The organism is Massilia atriviolacea, from assembly GCF_003953935.1.
In the GTDB taxonomy this organism is placed as follows: Bacteria; Pseudomonadota; Gammaproteobacteria; order Burkholderiales; family Burkholderiaceae_D; genus Telluria_A; species Telluria_A atriviolacea.
Window position 1 is genome coordinate 476,744 of sequence record NZ_RXLQ01000004.1, and the last position, 14,876, is coordinate 491,619.

Genomic DNA, 14,876 nt, shown 5'->3' on the forward strand with positions numbered 1-14,876 from the left:
GCAATTTTACAGTACGGATACTGCTGCACGGCGCGCGCTGTATGGTAATCTGCCCTTCGCAAGCGACGTTGCTGTTTATTTGGTATATTAGTCCTAATCAGTACTATTTCCAGGAGCAGGTCCATGCAGGAACGCTACACCATCACCGCGATCGTTTTCCACTGGCTCATCGCCGTGCTGATCGTGGGCGCCTTCATCATGGGCCTGGTGATGACCGACATTCCCGGCATCACCCCCACCAAGCTCAAATACTATTCCTGGCACAAATGGGCCGGCGTGACCGTGCTGGCGCTGGCCGCCCTGCGCCTGCTGTGGCGCCTGAGTCATCGCGCCCCGCCCTATCCGGCCAGCATGCCGGCCTGGCAGAAAGGCGCGGCCCACGGCCTGCACGGCATGCTGTACCTGCTGATGTTCGCGGTGCCGCTGTCGGGCTACCTGTACACCTTGTCGGCCGGCATTCCCGTTGTTTACTTCGGCCTGTTCGAACTGCCGGTCATCATGGCCGCCGATCCCGAACTCAAGCCGCTGCTCAAAGGCGTGCACTACTGGCTCAACATGGGCCTGGCCGGCGCCGTCGGCCTGCACCTGGCGGCCGCCCTGAAACACCAGTTCATCGACCGCGACGGCGTGCTCAAGCGCATGCTGCCCTAGGTCATCTTATTGTTTTCCAAGGAGATTGTATGAAGTTAACCAAAGGCGCTTTGCTTGCCTCCCTGCTGGCCGTGGCGGTCATCGCCCACGCCGTTCCGCTCAAGACCGACACCGCCAGGAGCATGGTGTCGGCCTCGTTCAAGCAGATGAACGTGCCGGTCGAAGCGAAGTTCACCAAATTTGCGGCCAGCATCGATTACGACGCGGCCAAGCCGGACGCCGCCAAGGCCAGTGTCGAGATCGACACCGCCAGCCTGGACCTGGGCGATCCGCTGATGAACAAGGAAGTCGCCAAGAAGGATTGGTTCAACTCCGCACAGTTTCCGAAAGCGAGCTTCGTTTCTTCGGGAATCAAGGCGGCCGGCCCGGGCAAGATGACCGTCACCGGCAAGCTGTCGATCAAGGGCAAGACGACCGATGTGAGCTTTCCGCTGACGGTCAAGACCGAGGGCGGCAAGCACACCTTCGACGGCAGCTTGCCGATCAAGCGCCTCGCCTACAATATCGGCGATGGCGAGTGGAAAGACACCAGCATGGTCGCCGATGAAGTCCTCATCAAATTCCGCGTCAGCGCGGCGCAGTAAACCCGTATTTTTCGTTCACAGGCACGCATTCACACATTAATCAGTTAACCAAAGGGACACTACATGAACATCAAGCACCTGATCATCGCCATGGCCGCCGCCGCGACCGCCACCGCCAGCTTCGCCGCCGACACCTACAAGATCGACCCGACCCATACCTTCCCGAGCTTCGAAGCCGACCACATGGGCATTTCCATCCTGCGCGGCAAGTTCACCAAGACCGAAGGCAGCGTCGTGCTGGACCGCGCCGCGAAAACCGGCTCGATCGACATCAAGATCGATGCCGATTCGATCGATTTCGGTAACGACAAGCTCAACAAGCACGCCAAGAACGAAGACATGTTCGACGTCGCCAAGTTCCCCGACGTGACCTACAAATCGAAATCGATCACCTTCAAGGGCGATGTGCCGGTCTCGGTCGACGGCACCCTGACCCTGCACGGCGTGAGCAAACCGGTGACCCTGACCATCAACAAGTTCAAGTGCATCATCCACCCGATGCACAAGAAGGAAGTGTGCGGCGCCGACGCCTCGGCCCAATTCCTGCGCACCGACTTCGGCATCAGCTACGCCGTGCCGCCGTTCGCACCGGAAGTCAAGCTGCAGATCCAGGTCGAAGCGGTCAAGAACTAAGCACGCGCCGCCTGCGGCACATGTGAAAAAGCCTCGCTTCCGGTGACGGAAGCGAGGCTTTTTTTGGTGCCGACTAAGGTCGGACGCCCGGATTAACGGCCATCGCGGTCGAAGTCGCCCGGCATGGCGCGCTCGACTTTATCCCAGGCTGCGCGGGTAGCCGACTTGGCTTGCTGCCAGTTCAGGCGCGATTTGCCTTTCATGGCTTCCCAATCGTCCGACAGGTTGTTCTCGACCGAATCGAAGCTGGTGCCGGCATAACGGCCGCGGCTGTTGTAGCCGAGTTCGTACGCAGGACCGTAGTCGTCGTAGGTGTAGCCTGGCGAATAGTATGGAGCGGTCTGGTACGAGCTGCGCCAGTAAGCCGCTTCCTCTTCCGGATTGACCAGCTGGCCGGCCGCCTTGCCAGCCATGCCGCCGGCCATCGCGCCGATCGCGGCGCCGGCAGCCATGCCGACCGGACCGCCTACCGCACCGGCGGCCGCGCCCATCGCTGCGCCGCTACCGGCGCCCATGCCCTTGGCAAAGTGATGCTCGTGCAGCTCGTCACCGGCTTTCGGGTTGATGACTTCGGCTGCGCCCTTGCCAGCCAGGCCGCCGGCGATACCGCCGATGGCCGCGCCCGCCGCCATGCCGATCGGACCGGCGGCTGCGCCGATGCCGGCGCCGGTCAGCGCACCGGCGCCAGCGCCGACGCCGGTACCGATGATGTGCTCGCCCTTGTTTTCAGTCCAGCTGCGCTCGATGTGGGTGGCGTCCTCGTCGTTGCGTGGGTTGACACCCATCAGGATGCCGCCGTTCTTGATGCCTTCTTCGTAGTGCACGACGCGCTCTTCAGGAATGCCCGCGCCGATCAGTGCGCCAACCAGGCCGCCGGCGATACCGCCAGCGCCGGCGCCAGCCAGGGCTGCTGCGATCGGACCGGCGACGACCAGGCCGATGCCGGGCAGGACCAGGGTGGTGCCGACGGCGGCGATGCCAGCCAGTACGGCGCCGATGGTGCCGCCGATGCCGGCGCCAACGCCTGCGCCTTCAGCCGCTTTGCTGCCGAGTTCAGTATCGGTGTCGTTGAAATAGGTTTTCCGGGTATCGTCCGACATCATCAGCGTGACATCGTCCTTGCTGTAGCCGCGGTCGGAGAGGGAGTTGTAAGCCCGCTCTGCACTGTCGCGATCACGGAACAGGCCGGTGACCATGCGGGAATCTTTCTGGGTCGTGGTGTCGTAATTGCTCATTTCAATTTCCTTTCGAATTATGGATGTGCGGGGCTCGCATGCAAACCTGGAAATCAATGCCAGTGACGAAACGATAAGCCCGACTGGACAATGCTTCCGTACGTTGCCGCACTCAAAAACAGTGTTTCCAAATGGCATGCGACAGGCTGGCGCGGCGCCCGCGGCGGCGCCGGGGCGCCTGCAACGGCGGCCGGCGTTTTTACAACGCCGGCCCCAGAAAGATGTTGAATCGTCCATTACGTTCGTTGCCGCACCGACCGTGCAGGAGGCGCGAATTATTCTTTTTCCATGGCCCGGCAATTGCACGTGGCCCGGGTAAATCATTCAACCAAAGGAGGAATCAACATGTTATTCATCATCTGGCTCATCGTCGGCGGCATCCTGGGTTGGCTCGCAAGCATGGTCATGAAAACCGATGCCCAGCAAGGCATGATCCTCAACGTGGTGGTCGGTATCGTCGGCGCCTTCCTGGGCGGCTGGCTGCTCTCGCCGCTGTTCGGCACCGGCACCATCAATGCCGACGACTTCAGCGTTTCCTCGCTGCTGGTGTCCTTCCTGGGCGCCGTGATCCTGCTGGCCATCGTCAACCTGCTGCGTCGCGGCAAAGTACGCTGAATGCAGCTCCCCCCATGACCAACGCACGCGTGCGTTGGTTTTTTTTTGCCTGGAATTCCGATGACCAAGAAACCCCTCTACGTCGCATTGATCAGCTGTGCGCTTACCTTGCTGGCCGTGTTCTTGGTTTTTAACTTCATGCCGAGCGAGAAGAAAATCGAACGGCAGCTGCACCGCCTGTACGCTACCGACGACCCGCAATTCCGCCGTTCCATGGGCGTCCTGCTGGGCCCGCCAATTCTCGAAGGCAACCAGGTCGAGGTCTTGCTGAACGGCGAACAGATCTTCCCCTCCATGCTCAAGGCCATCCGCGAGGCCAGGCACACGATCACGCTGGAAACCTATATCTACTGGTCCGAATCGATCGGCCAGGAATTCACCGCCGCCCTGATCGAGCGCGCGCGCGCCGGCGTCAAGGTGCACGTCATGCTCGACTTCATCGGCAGCATGAAGATGGACCTGGCCGCCCTCGACCGGATGAAGGCGGCCGGGGTCGAAGTGCAGCGCTACCACAAGCCGGTCTGGTGGAAATTCACGCGCCTGAACAACCGCACCCACCGCAAGGTGCTGGTGGTGGACGGCCAGGTCGGCTTTACCGGCGGGGTCGGCATTGCCGACCAGTGGCGCGGCGCCGCACAGGACAAGCAGCACTGGCGCGACACCCACTTCCGCGTCGAAGGCCCGGTGGTCGGGCAGATGCAGGCCGTGTTCGCCGACAACTGGACCAAGGCCACCGGCACCGTGCTCGACGGCCCGCACTACTTTCCTCCGCTCAAACCCGTGGGCGGCCACGCGGCCCAGATGTTCAGCAGCTCGCCCAGCGGCGGCAGCGAAAGCATGCTGCTGATGTACCTGATGGCGATCACGGCCGCGCGCGACACGATCCACCTGTCGAGCTCCTACTTCGTGCCGGACGAGCTGACCATCCACGCGCTGGTCACGGCCGCCAGGCGCGGCGTCAAGGTGCGCATCATCACGCCCGGCGACGACATCGATTCCGACGTGGTGCGGATCGCCTCGCGCGAGCGCTGGGGCGCCCTGCTCGAAGCGGGCATCGAGATCGCCGAATACCAGCCCACCATGTTCCACGTCAAGGCGCTGGTGGTCGACTCGCTGATGGTCTCGGTCGGCTCGACCAACTTCGACAACCGCTCCTTCAGCCTCAACGACGAAGCCAACCTGAACATCATCGACCGCGCCTTCGCCACCGAGCAGGTGGCCATTTTCGAAGACGACTGGAAACGCGCGCGCCCGATCAGCCTGCAAGCCTGGCAGCAGCGCCCGTGGACCGAGAAAGTGGCGGGCGAAGTGGCCTCGCTGATCGGCGACCAGTTGTAGGACGACTGCGGCATACCGTGGGAAAGCGGCGCAATTCGCGGCGGGCCCGGCCGGCAGTCCATCAAAATGTGGTTGACTATTATTTTGGCGATACGGATACTCTAGGGCGCTCAGCGAGCCAAGCCTGTTCCGATTGACCAAAAAGAGACGAAATGCGAATGAAAAAGACCTTCCTAACGCTAGCCATCCTCAGCACCGTCGCGCAAGCCGACGAAGGCATGTGGATGCCGCAGCAGCTGCCACAAGTAGCCAAACAACTCAAAGCGGCCGGCCTCAAGCTCGATCCGGCAAGCCTGACCAAGCTCACCGAATTCCCGATGAACGCGATCGTCAGCCTGGGAGGCTGCTCGGCCTCGTTCGTCTCGCCGCAGGGCCTGGTAGCGACCAACCACCACTGCGTGTACAACAGCGTGGCGGTCAACTCGACCCCTGAGCGCGACCTGCTGGCCAACGGCTTCCTGGCCAAGACGTTTGCGGAAGAACTGCCGGCCGCGCCGGGCAGCCGCGTCTACGTCACCAAGGACGTGAGCAACGTCAGCGACAAGATCATCAGCCCCGACGTCGCCAGGCTGGCCGGCAAGGCCCGGGTCGACGCGATGGAAAAGAACATGAAGTCGATGGTTGCCGAGTGCGAAAAAGACGCCGGCCACCGTTGCACCGTGTCCAGCTACTACGGCGGACTCGAGTTTTACCTGATCAAGCAGCTGGAAATCCGCGACGTGCGCCTGGTGCACGCGCCGCCGGCCGGCGTGGGCAAGTTCGGCGGCGACACCGACAACTGGATGTGGCCGCGCCACACCGGCGACTACGGCTTCTACCGCGCCTACGTGAGCAAGGACGGCAAGGCTGCCGACTTCTCCAAGGACAACGTGCCGTACGTACCGAAGACCCACCTGAAGATCGCCAGGGAAGGCGTGAAGGAAGGCGACTTCATCATGGCGCTCGGCTATCCGGGCCGCACCAACCGCCACCGCCTGCCGTCGGAAGTGGCGTTCACCTTCGACTGGAGCTATCCGGCCTTCGTCAAAGCCTCGGCCGAGACCCTGGCCATCATCGAGCGCGAAACCAAGACCAATGAAGATGCCAAGTTGAAATACGCAGGCCAGGTCGCCAACGTCAACAACTACTACAAGAACCGCAAGGGCATGCTGACCAGCTACGAAGGCAGCGACTTCCTGGCCCGCAAGACCAAGGAACATGCGGACATGAAAGCCTGGGTCAACGCCAACCCGGCGCGCCAGAAAGAATACGCGGCCGACATCGAGCAGGTTGAAAAACTGATCGCCCAGCGCGATGCCGAAACCAAGCGCGACTTCTTCCTGAACGCCTCGGCGCCGCGCCTGTTGAACGTGGCCCGCCGCCTGTACCGCCTGTCGAACGAAAGCGCCAAGCCGAACGTCGAGCGCAAATCGGGCTACCAGGAACGCGACCTGCCGGCGCTGAAATCGTCGGTGGCCGCGATCGAGCGCACCTACGACGAAAAAGTCGACAAGGCGCTGGTCCTGAACAGCCTGAAGAAATACGCGGCCCAGCCGAAAGCCGAGCGCAACGCCAGTTTCGACGCCGCTGTCGGCATCGCGAACAGCATGAGCGAAGCCCAGCTGAAAACCGTGCTCGACACCATGTACGCCGGCTCCAAGCTCGGCACCGCGGCCGAGCGCGCGGCCTGGATCGGCAAGACCCCGGCCGACTTCAAGGCCAGCAACGACAGCTTCATCAAGGCGGCCGTGGCCATGTACGACGCCGGCATGAAGAGCGAAGCCGAGGAAGAAGAACTGGCAGGCAAGATCCAGCAAGCCTACGCCAACTACATGAAGGCCAAGATCGCCTACATGACCAGCAAGGGCCAGCCGGTCTATCCGGACGCCAACAGCACCCTGCGCGTCACTTTCGGCAAGATTGCCGGCCGTGACCATGGCGCCGACGGCACCGGCTCGTGGTCCGCGTTCACGACCGTCAAGGGCGTGGTAGCGAAAGCGACCGGCGAAGGCGAGTTCAACGCTCCTGCGGCGCAGCTGGCGGCGATCAAGGCCAAGGACTTCGGCAAGTATGTCGATCCGAAGCTCAAGAGCGTGCCGGTGAACTACCTGGCGACGTTGGACATCACCGGCGGCAACTCCGGTTCGGCAGCGCTGAACAGCAAGGCCGAGTTCATCGGTCTGGCCTTCGACGGCACCCTGGACTCGATCATTTCGGATTGGGACTTCAACAAGGCCAACACGCGCGACATCCAGGTCGACGTGCGTTACATGCTGTGGAACATGAAGCATGTCGACAAGGCCGACAACCTGCTCAAGGAAATGAACGTGGAATAAGCCGGCGCGGGGCCTGCCCCGTCCGGATCGATTCCGAGATGCCTGCCTCCTCCGGGACGCAGGCATTTTTTTCGTCCATCGCTGCCGGAAAAAGTCCCCCGGCCGCCTCTAGATGACAAAATTCTACAATTTTTTAATACCAATCTACGACCAGTCGCGTTACTATACATTCCAATCTAAGACCACATTCCCAACCGGGGTCAGAGCTTTAATTAGCAACAGATTGCCGGCAGAACAAGTGCAAACGCGACTTCTGGTGCATTCGGCAGGCCATACACCAGCGCGTCGGCACTTCTGCGCAGACGAAGCAACGATATCCGGGGGCGGAGTGATCGAAAACGCATTTGTTGCTCATTAAAGCTCTGACCCCGGTTGTAGGAGTTTTGACGCAAAACGCGTTTGTTGCTAATTAAAGCTCTGACCCCGGTTGTAGGGGTTGGAACTCGGCCGTAGGAATATCGGAAAATTTTTACAGGTGGAAAATATGTTCGAGAAACGCCAGCATCTGCTCTACTTTTCCCTGTTTTTCATCCTCTATGAGCTGACCGTTTACTTGTCGAACGATATGATCATGCCGGCCATGCCGCAGGTCGTGCGCGAGTTCCAGGCGTCCAACCGGCATATCGGACTGTCGCTGAGCCTGTTCATCCTGGGCGGCAGCATGCTGCAGATCTTTCTCGGACCGATCGCCGACCGCGTCGGCAAGCGCAAGGTGATGCTGGCCGGCGTGACCCTGTATCTGGTGGCGACCGCATGCGTACCCTTCTCGGCCACCATCGGCCAGTTCCTCACCGCCCGTTTCTTCCAGGGCATGGGCTCCTGCTTCATCTTCATCGGCTACGCCGCCATCCACGAACTGTTCGACGATGCCGAGGCCGTCAAGCTGACCGCCATGCTGTCGAATACCACCGTCTTCGCGCCCCTGATCGGCCCGGTCGTCGGCAGCGCCGTCATCAGCATGTTTCCGTGGCAATCGATCTTCGGGATCGGCTTCGTGCTTGGCTGCATCGCCTGGCTCGGCCTGTTCACCTTCATGCCGCGCACCGAGGCCGTCAAGCCGCGCGCCGACCTGGCCGCGATCCGCGCCAGTTACCTGACCATCTTGCGCAACAAGAAATTTATGTCCGGAATCTTGATCGCGGCCATGTCCATCACGCCGCTGACGGCATGGATCGGCCTGTCGCCGCTGATCATCATGGAACACATGGGCCAGTCCTACGGCACCTATATCCTGTACCAGCTGGTGATTTTCTCCGGATTCATCCTCAGCACCATGGCGATTCAAAAACTCGGCGACGGCTTTTCGCTCACGCGCCTGATTCGCCAGGGCGCGGGACTGGCCGTGATCGGCATGCTGGGCGCGGGACTGGTCTATCGCCACGGGCACCTGTTCATCGTCTGCATGTTCATCTTCTCGGCCGGCTTCGGCCTGTTCAACGGCGCCCTGATCCGCCTGTCGCTGACCGCCACCGGCGTCTCGATGAACCTCACCTCGTCCGCGATGAGCCTGCTGTATTGCGTGTATATCGCCGCCGGCGTCGAGATCTATAACCTGGTGTGCGCCCGTTTCGATTATTCGCTGGCGTCGTACGCCCTTTTCAATGTGCCTCTGGGCGTGCTGATCGGCATCTGCCTGATGCGCTTTGCAAGCAAACACGATGGACAGGAAACGGCCCTGGCGCAATCGCCCCAGGCCGAATAGCAAGCGGACACGGAACGGGGGCCACCATGCATGTCGAGCTGGAATACGAAGTGCGGATCAAGGATCTGAAGGCCGAATTCCTTGCGTACAAACAGTGGGAAGCGTTTTGCCGCCAGGATGCGCACGGCGGCGCCGATGCCCAGGCGCGCCTGCAGGCGGCGCAATCGGGCTACTATACCCATCTGCGCGAACTGCGGCATCTCGTGCGCCGCCACGGCGGCCGGTTCGATGCGCGCAGGGTCTCCTCGCTGCTGGCCATTCCCACCCAGCCGCTGGGCGCGGACGAGATGCTCATGCACCGCATCTGGCTCGGCGGAGCGCTGCCGGCCATGGCGCGCGAATCGGTGCGCCAGTGGGATTGCGCACTCGACGCGATCGGCCCGCTCGACCCCGGCCCGTATCGCCTGATGCTGTGGGTCTGGAATGGCGCCCAATTGCGCGACGACCCCTGCTTCCATCCCGCGCCGGCCGCGCGCCATGTGGTCGGCACCTATCTGTGTGGAACGCGCCTGCTGACCGTCCATTCGCTGGAAGCGCTGGCCTACGAGCGCTGCCCCGCGATCGCCCCGCTGCTGGCGCAATTGCACCGCCAGCGCTACTTCGTCAACCTGGCCGATTATTTCAGGCTGCAGATCCTGCACCGCTGCGGCGGCATCTATCTCGATGCCGACACCCTGCCCTATCGCTCCGCCACCGTCTTCCTGTGCAAGCCGGAAGTGCCCGATTACGTCGGTTTTGCCCTCAACCGGGAAGGCAGCCGGATCGATGCCAGCTTTGTCTGCTGGATGAATCTGTTCAAGGATGAAAACGGGATGCTGGTCGCGCGCAAGGCCACGCCCTCGATTGCGCAGCTGATCGCGCGCATCGATGCCAACCTCGCCGCCATCGACCAGGACGTCCCCGATAAAGCGCAGGGCGCGGCCTACGCCTCGACCCTGCACGACGCCACCTACGGCGCCTGGCACGACACGATCGGGCGCTCGCTGGCGGCCTACCACGACCTGGCCAAGCGCCACGGGGTGCTGCATGACGACACGCCGGAATCCATCGTCAGCGGCCTGCACGGCATGCGCCTGCGCGTCGACGCCCTGAGCGGCATGCCGGTGCCGCTGACGGCGGCGGAACAGGCCAGCTACGAGCGCTGCCTCGAGGCGCTGGAGCGGCGCAACTGGACCCTGGGCGACATCCGCGAGCTGGCCGACGTCGCCGAGCTACTGTCCACCACCGAGCTGCCGCGCATGGCCTACGCAGCGCAACTGCGCGCCTCGCCCGAAGGCTGCCACTACTATTCCTTCCTGTCGCAGGACGCGCGCCTGGACCGCGTCAACGACCTGTTCGGCGCCTATCTGATGGCGATCAATGCCGACCGCATCCGGCGCGGGAACTTCTGGCACCCGACGGGCGGACACGATGCGCCGGACCGCCACGGCGATGCGCGCGTCCATGCCCTGCTCACGACACGACTGCACGGTGCCCACGCCAATGAACGCTGAATTGCACGCCCGCTTGCAGCCCGAGACGCACCACTTCGTGCCCGGCCCGCGCATCGCCGATGCCCAGCGCGAGCGCATGGCGGCGCTGCTGTTTGCGACCAGTTATCTCGAATACTGCTCGTTCGGCAATCGCCTGCGCCTGCCCCTGGTGGCCTTGCAGCGGCGCCAGAATATCGATCCGTATATCGCCCATTCCTACGGCCTGTTCGACGCCGCCGGCCGCTTCAGCGGTTTTTACACGGCCGCCACCATCGCCGAATTCGGCAAGGTCGATGCGGTGTCCTATTACCGCGACGAGATGCGCGCCATGGATGCCGCCTACGACGCCTTTATCGCCCTGCACGCGCGCGCCGACGATCTGTTCGTCTCCAGCCTGGCGCTGGAAGAGCGCGACCGCGGGCGCGGCCTGCTCAATGTCCTGCTGGCGCATATCGAGGCGCTGGCGCGCAGCAAAGGCAGCCCGCGCATCGTGCTCACCGTGTGGGAAAACAGCGCCGCCATGGGCATCTACCTGCACAAGGGTTTCCGCTCGCGCGCGGTATTCGATTACGCGGCCGAGCTGTTTTTCGACCGTCTGCATTTCATGGAACTGCTGCCACCTGGAGGATCGCAATGAACGCCCATATCGAGGCCATCGGCAAGCATCATGTCGACACCCGCAATCAATCGACCGTGTCCACCGCCACGGCGCGCCTGAACGACCGGTCCGACGGCGCGCCGCTGCGCGTGCTGTCGGAACAGGATTGGGACTTCTGGATCAATAACGGCTATATCGTCATTCCGAACGCGGTCGAGCCGGAACAGCTGGCGCGCCTGGAACAGCTGATCTGGGAATTCGAGGAACTCGATCCGGACGACCCGCTGACCTGGTATCCGCCCGAAAAGTCGCGCCTGCGAAAAACAGAGCTGAGCTTCAATGCGGGGATGATAGAGTTATACCATCACCAGTATCTGTGGGATACGCGCCAGATGCCGCGGGTGCACCAGGCCTTTGCCGATATCTGGGGCACGCACAAGCTGTGGGTATCGATCGACCGCATCAACCTGAACCTGCCGCCCGAGCCGGGATTCGAATTCAAGAGCTTCATGCACTGGGATTACGACCCCGACACCGCGCCGCCGAATGTGCAGGGGGTGCTCTCGATCGGCGACCAGACCGATATCGAGGTCGGCGGTTTTGTCTGCGTGCCGTCGCTGTTCCGCGATTTCGCGGCCTGGCGCGCCACCCAGCCGGCCGATTGGGACTGGTACCGGCCGGATGTCTCGGCCTTGCCGCACGTGCCGGTGTTATTGAAAAAGGGCGATCTGCTCATTTTCAACAGCCGCCTGTGCCACGGCATCCGCCAGAACGTCTCGGCCAGCAAGGTGCGGATGGCGCAGTATATTTCGATGATGCCGGCCCAGGAGCACGACGCGGCATTGAAAGCATGGCGCATCCGCTCCTGGCGCGAGCGCGAAGCGCCGGCCGGCTACAGCTTGCACGGCGATCCGCGCAAATGGGAACAGACCAAATACCCGCGGGCGCAATTATCCCCGCTGGGCGAACAACTGCTGGGCCTGCGCCCATGGCAGGATACCGAATAAACGCTTTTTACGGACAGACAAGGAACGACAAGATGCAATCGAGTACACAGCAGGACGCGCGGCACGCAATCGGGCAGTTATTCATGGTCGGCTTCGACGCCCTGGAACCGAACGAGCACATCATCAGCCTGATCCGGGAACGCCGCATCGGCGGCGTGATCCTGTTCCGGCGCAACGTGCACACGCCGGCGCAAGTCTCGCGGCTGTGCCAGAAGCTGCAGGAAATCAACGCCGAAGTCAGCGACCAACCCTTGCTGATCGCCCTCGACCAGGAAGGCGGCATGGTGATGCGCATCGAACAGGGCGTGACACCGATTCCCGCCGCCATGGCATTCCAGGCGGCAGGCTCGGTCGAGGATTGCCGGCAGGTCAACTTCATCAACGGCGACGAGATGCGCCAGATCGGCATCAACATGCTGCTCGCGCCCGTGCTCGATGTGAACAACAACCGCCTCAATCCGATCATCGGCGTGCGTGCCTATGGCGAGGATGCCGATACCGTGGTGCGCTACGGCATGGCGGCCTTGCGCGGCCAGCAGGAAGCCGGCGTGATCGTCACCGCCAAGCATTTCCCCGGGCATGGCGACACCGCGGTCGACTCGCACTACACGATGGCGCTGGTACCGCACGACCTGGCACGCCTGCGCGCGGTCGAGCTGGTGCCGTTCCGCGCCGCCATCGAGGGCGGCGTCGACGTGATCATGACCGCGCACGTGGCCTTCCCCGCGATCGAAGCCGACCCCTCGGTGCCGGCCACCTTGTCCAAGGCCGTGCTGAGCGGCCTGCTGCGCGAGGAAATGGGCTACCAGGGCGCGATCATTTCGGACTGCCTGGAAATGGGCGCGATTGCCGACGGCGTCGGCGTGGCGGCGGGCGCGGTGGCGACCTTGCAGGCCGGCTGCGACATCGTGCTGATCTCGCACCGCGAAGACCAGCAGCGCGCCGCCCTGGAAGCGGTCGCGCGCGCCGTGGCGGACGGCACCATCGATGGCGGGCGGATCGACGCGGCGCTGGCGCGCGTGCGCCGCCTGAAGCAGGCGCGGGCGGTGGGCGACTGGCGCGCGCGCGCGGCCACGCCGGCCGGACTGATGACGGCCGAGTCGATTGCACTGAGCAAAAAAGTACAGAAAGCGGCGCTGCTGGTGCAGGGCGATTTCCGTCCGCTCGACCGGGCGCTGCCGGTGCGCCTGATCACGGTCGAGGTGCGTTCGCGCAGCGAGGTGGACGAAGTGGCAAACGGGCGCAACAACGAAGCGCGCAGTTCGATGCTGCCGGCGCTGCGCCAGGCCGGGCTCGACGTGCAGGAGTATGCGATGTCGGCCGACGCCTCGGACGCCGAAGTGGCCGAAGCGATCGCTTTTGCGGCCGGTGCGCAGCAGATCGTGGTGCAGACCTACAACGCGATGCTGGTCGAAGGCCAGCGCCGCCTGCTGGCCGCCATGCCGGTGGACAAGCTGTGGGTGGTCGCCGGCCGCCTGCCGTACGACCTCGACCTGGCGCCGCTGGCGCAAGGCCGCCTGGCCGCCTTCGGCTGCCGTCCGGCCGCGCTGGAACCGGTAGTCGAGCGCCTCGTCAGCGCCGCCTGACGCTCCCGGCAACTGCCCACTCCGTGTCCACCCCGGTGCCAGGTCTGACATCCGGACACGGCCTGTGCCATAAAAGCCATCCATCGCTCGCACACGGCAGAGTTCGTGTCCGATTGTCAGACCTGGCACTGAAGTGGACACGGCTAACTGCCCACTCCGTGTCCACCCCGGTGTCAGGTCTGACATCCGGACACGGCCTGTGCCATAGAAACCATCCATCGCTCGCACACGGCACAGTCCGTGTCCGATTGTCAGACCTGGCACTGAAGTGGACACGGCTAACTGCCCACTCCGTGTCCACCCCGGTGTCAGGTCTGACATCCGGACACGGCCTGTGCCATAGAAACCATCCATCGCTCGCACACGGCACAGTCCGTGTCCGATTGTCAGACCTGGCACTGAAGTGGACACGGCTAACTGCCCACTCCGTGTCCACCCCGGTGTCAGGTCTGACATCCGGACACGGCCTGTGCCATAGAAACCATCCATCGCTCGCACACGGCACAGTCCGTGTCCGATTGTCAGACCTGGCACTGAAGTGGACATGGCACCGGCGTGGAAAAGCGTCTGACCCGCGCGGCATAATTCGCCCCCCTGACGCGCAAGCGCCACAGAGGCCGATAAGGGATCGGTTACCGATGGCGGCTTTGGCGTAACTCCACTATTGCCTGTCGCATTCCGACAAGACGCTGTACCGACACGCCACTTACATTGGCTGCTCCATCCAACGGAGGAGCCACCATGTCGGACAGCATCAAGCGTCGTCATTTTATGGCAGCACTCGGCAGCCTGGCGCCGGGCCGCTCGCTGGCCGCGCTCGAACGCGGCAAGGATTGGCCGCCGCATGCCTTTGCCACCAGCCTGGTCGATACACTGGCGCAAGTGCGCTCGTCTTCCGCCCCGCTCGGCCTGTTCGATTTTTCCTGCGCCAACGAGACCGCCCGCGCACGCGCCTTCCGGATCCGCTACACCTTCTTCAGCCCGGCAAGAAAGCCGCAGCGGGCGGTGGGCGAAACCTGGGCCGTCTGCTTCGATGGCGAGCCGCCCCGCCGCTTCAGCTCGCGCCACGGCCCCCCCTTCGACATCCTGACCGACCGCAGCGACCACCGTGTCGCCATCCTTGCCTGATAAGAAAGCCCG

Annotated in this window: 13 protein-coding genes; 12 read left to right on the plus strand and 1 reads right to left on the minus strand. The window is 63.1% G+C overall.

Going from position 1 to position 14,876, the window contains the following annotated elements; all coding sequences use genetic code 11:
• Nucleotides 1-123 precede the first annotated feature (123 nt).
• From EJB06_RS10190 to EJB06_RS10200, 3 genes are all read left to right on the plus strand, one after another.
• A complete protein-coding gene (locus EJB06_RS10190) occupies nt 124-651 on the plus strand; it encodes a cytochrome b (protein ID WP_126073884.1) in 528 nt (175 codons plus the stop codon).
• Nucleotides 652-680: 29 nt separating this feature from the next.
• Complete coding sequence (locus EJB06_RS10195) at nt 681-1,235, plus strand: YceI family protein (protein ID WP_126073885.1); 555 nt, start codon at nt 681-683, stop codon at nt 1,233-1,235.
• A 63-nt stretch (nt 1,236-1,298) separates the two neighbouring features.
• Entirely contained in the window at nt 1,299-1,868 is a 570-nt protein-coding gene (locus EJB06_RS10200; protein WP_126073886.1) for a YceI family protein, read from the plus strand.
• Between the two features lie 92 nt (nt 1,869-1,960).
• On the opposite strand, the gene EJB06_RS10205 is transcribed toward EJB06_RS10200, so the two are convergent.
• The gene (locus EJB06_RS10205) at nt 1,961-3,103 is read right to left on the minus strand and encodes a hypothetical protein (protein WP_126073887.1); all 1,143 of its coding nucleotides are present in this window, start codon (nt 3,101-3,103) and stop codon (nt 1,961-1,963) included.
• Between the two features lie 345 nt (nt 3,104-3,448).
• Here EJB06_RS10205 and EJB06_RS10210 point away from each other — a divergent pair, with 345 nt between their 5' ends.
• From EJB06_RS10210 to EJB06_RS10250, 9 genes are all read left to right on the plus strand, one after another.
• Nucleotides 3,449-3,718, plus strand: coding sequence for a GlsB/YeaQ/YmgE family stress response membrane protein (locus EJB06_RS10210; RefSeq protein WP_126073888.1), 270 nt, complete (start codon nt 3,449-3,451; stop codon nt 3,716-3,718).
• A gap of 60 nt (nt 3,719-3,778) precedes the next feature.
• Entirely contained in the window at nt 3,779-5,056 is a 1,278-nt protein-coding gene (gene cls, locus EJB06_RS10215) for a cardiolipin synthase (RefSeq protein ID WP_126073889.1), read from the plus strand.
• 158 nt (nt 5,057-5,214) lie between these two features.
• Nucleotides 5,215-7,371 (plus strand): S46 family peptidase, encoded by a 2,157-nt coding sequence (locus tag EJB06_RS10220; RefSeq protein ID WP_126073890.1) that lies wholly within the window; start codon nt 5,215-5,217, stop codon nt 7,369-7,371.
• A 484-nt stretch (nt 7,372-7,855) separates the two neighbouring features.
• On the plus strand, nt 7,856-9,073 hold the full coding sequence (locus EJB06_RS10225) for an MFS transporter (protein WP_126073891.1): 1,218 nt from the start codon (nt 7,856-7,858) through the stop codon (nt 9,071-9,073).
• 26 nt (nt 9,074-9,099) lie between these two features.
• The gene (locus EJB06_RS32475) at nt 9,100-10,566 is read left to right on the plus strand and encodes a glycosyltransferase (RefSeq protein ID WP_126073892.1); all 1,467 of its coding nucleotides are present in this window, start codon (nt 9,100-9,102) and stop codon (nt 10,564-10,566) included.
• Complete coding sequence (locus tag EJB06_RS10235) at nt 10,556-11,182, plus strand: GNAT family N-acetyltransferase (protein ID WP_229427002.1); 627 nt, start codon at nt 10,556-10,558, stop codon at nt 11,180-11,182. The genes EJB06_RS32475 and EJB06_RS10235 overlap by 11 nt, the downstream gene beginning before the upstream one ends.
• Nucleotides 11,179-12,150 (plus strand): phytanoyl-CoA dioxygenase family protein, encoded by a 972-nt coding sequence (locus tag EJB06_RS10240; RefSeq protein WP_126073894.1) that lies wholly within the window; start codon nt 11,179-11,181, stop codon nt 12,148-12,150. Before EJB06_RS10235 ends, EJB06_RS10240 begins: the two co-directional genes overlap by 4 nt.
• 32 nt (nt 12,151-12,182) lie before the next feature.
• A complete protein-coding gene (gene nagZ / locus EJB06_RS10245) occupies nt 12,183-13,736 on the plus strand; it encodes a beta-N-acetylhexosaminidase (RefSeq protein WP_126073895.1) in 1,554 nt (517 codons plus the stop codon).
• A 741-nt stretch (nt 13,737-14,477) separates the two neighbouring features.
• Nucleotides 14,478-14,864 carry a hypothetical protein gene (locus tag EJB06_RS10250; protein ID WP_126073896.1) on the plus strand — a complete coding sequence of 129 codons (387 nt, stop codon included), beginning with the start codon at nt 14,478-14,480 and terminating at the stop codon, nt 14,862-14,864.
• The last annotated feature ends 12 nt before the right edge of the window (nt 14,865-14,876 follow it).

What these genes read in the sequence shown, in the direction of transcription:
- EJB06_RS10190 (WP_126073884.1), top strand. Translation starts at nt 124, where the DNA reads ATGCAGGAACGCTACACCATCACCGCGATCGTTTTCCACTGGCTCATC.
- EJB06_RS10195 (WP_126073885.1), top strand. Translation starts at nt 681, where the DNA reads ATGAAGTTAACCAAAGGCGCTTTGCTTGCCTCCCTGCTGGCCGTGGCG.
- EJB06_RS10200 (WP_126073886.1), top strand. Translation starts at nt 1,299, where the DNA reads ATGAACATCAAGCACCTGATCATCGCCATGGCCGCCGCCGCGACCGCC.
- EJB06_RS10205 (WP_126073887.1), bottom strand. Translation starts at nt 3,103, where the DNA reads ATGAGCAATTACGACACCACGACCCAGAAAGATTCCCGCATGGTCACC.
- EJB06_RS10210 (WP_126073888.1), top strand. Translation starts at nt 3,449, where the DNA reads ATGTTATTCATCATCTGGCTCATCGTCGGCGGCATCCTGGGTTGGCTC.
- cls (WP_126073889.1), top strand. Translation starts at nt 3,779, where the DNA reads ATGACCAAGAAACCCCTCTACGTCGCATTGATCAGCTGTGCGCTTACC.
- EJB06_RS10220 (WP_126073890.1), top strand. Translation starts at nt 5,215, where the DNA reads ATGAAAAAGACCTTCCTAACGCTAGCCATCCTCAGCACCGTCGCGCAA.
- EJB06_RS10225 (WP_126073891.1), top strand. Translation starts at nt 7,856, where the DNA reads ATGTTCGAGAAACGCCAGCATCTGCTCTACTTTTCCCTGTTTTTCATC.
- EJB06_RS32475 (WP_126073892.1), top strand. Translation starts at nt 9,100, where the DNA reads ATGCATGTCGAGCTGGAATACGAAGTGCGGATCAAGGATCTGAAGGCC.
- EJB06_RS10235 (WP_229427002.1), top strand. Translation starts at nt 10,556, where the DNA reads ATGAACGCTGAATTGCACGCCCGCTTGCAGCCCGAGACGCACCACTTC.
- EJB06_RS10240 (WP_126073894.1), top strand. Translation starts at nt 11,179, where the DNA reads ATGAACGCCCATATCGAGGCCATCGGCAAGCATCATGTCGACACCCGC.
- nagZ (WP_126073895.1), top strand. Translation starts at nt 12,183, where the DNA reads ATGCAATCGAGTACACAGCAGGACGCGCGGCACGCAATCGGGCAGTTA.
- EJB06_RS10250 (WP_126073896.1), top strand. Translation starts at nt 14,478, where the DNA reads ATGTCGGACAGCATCAAGCGTCGTCATTTTATGGCAGCACTCGGCAGC.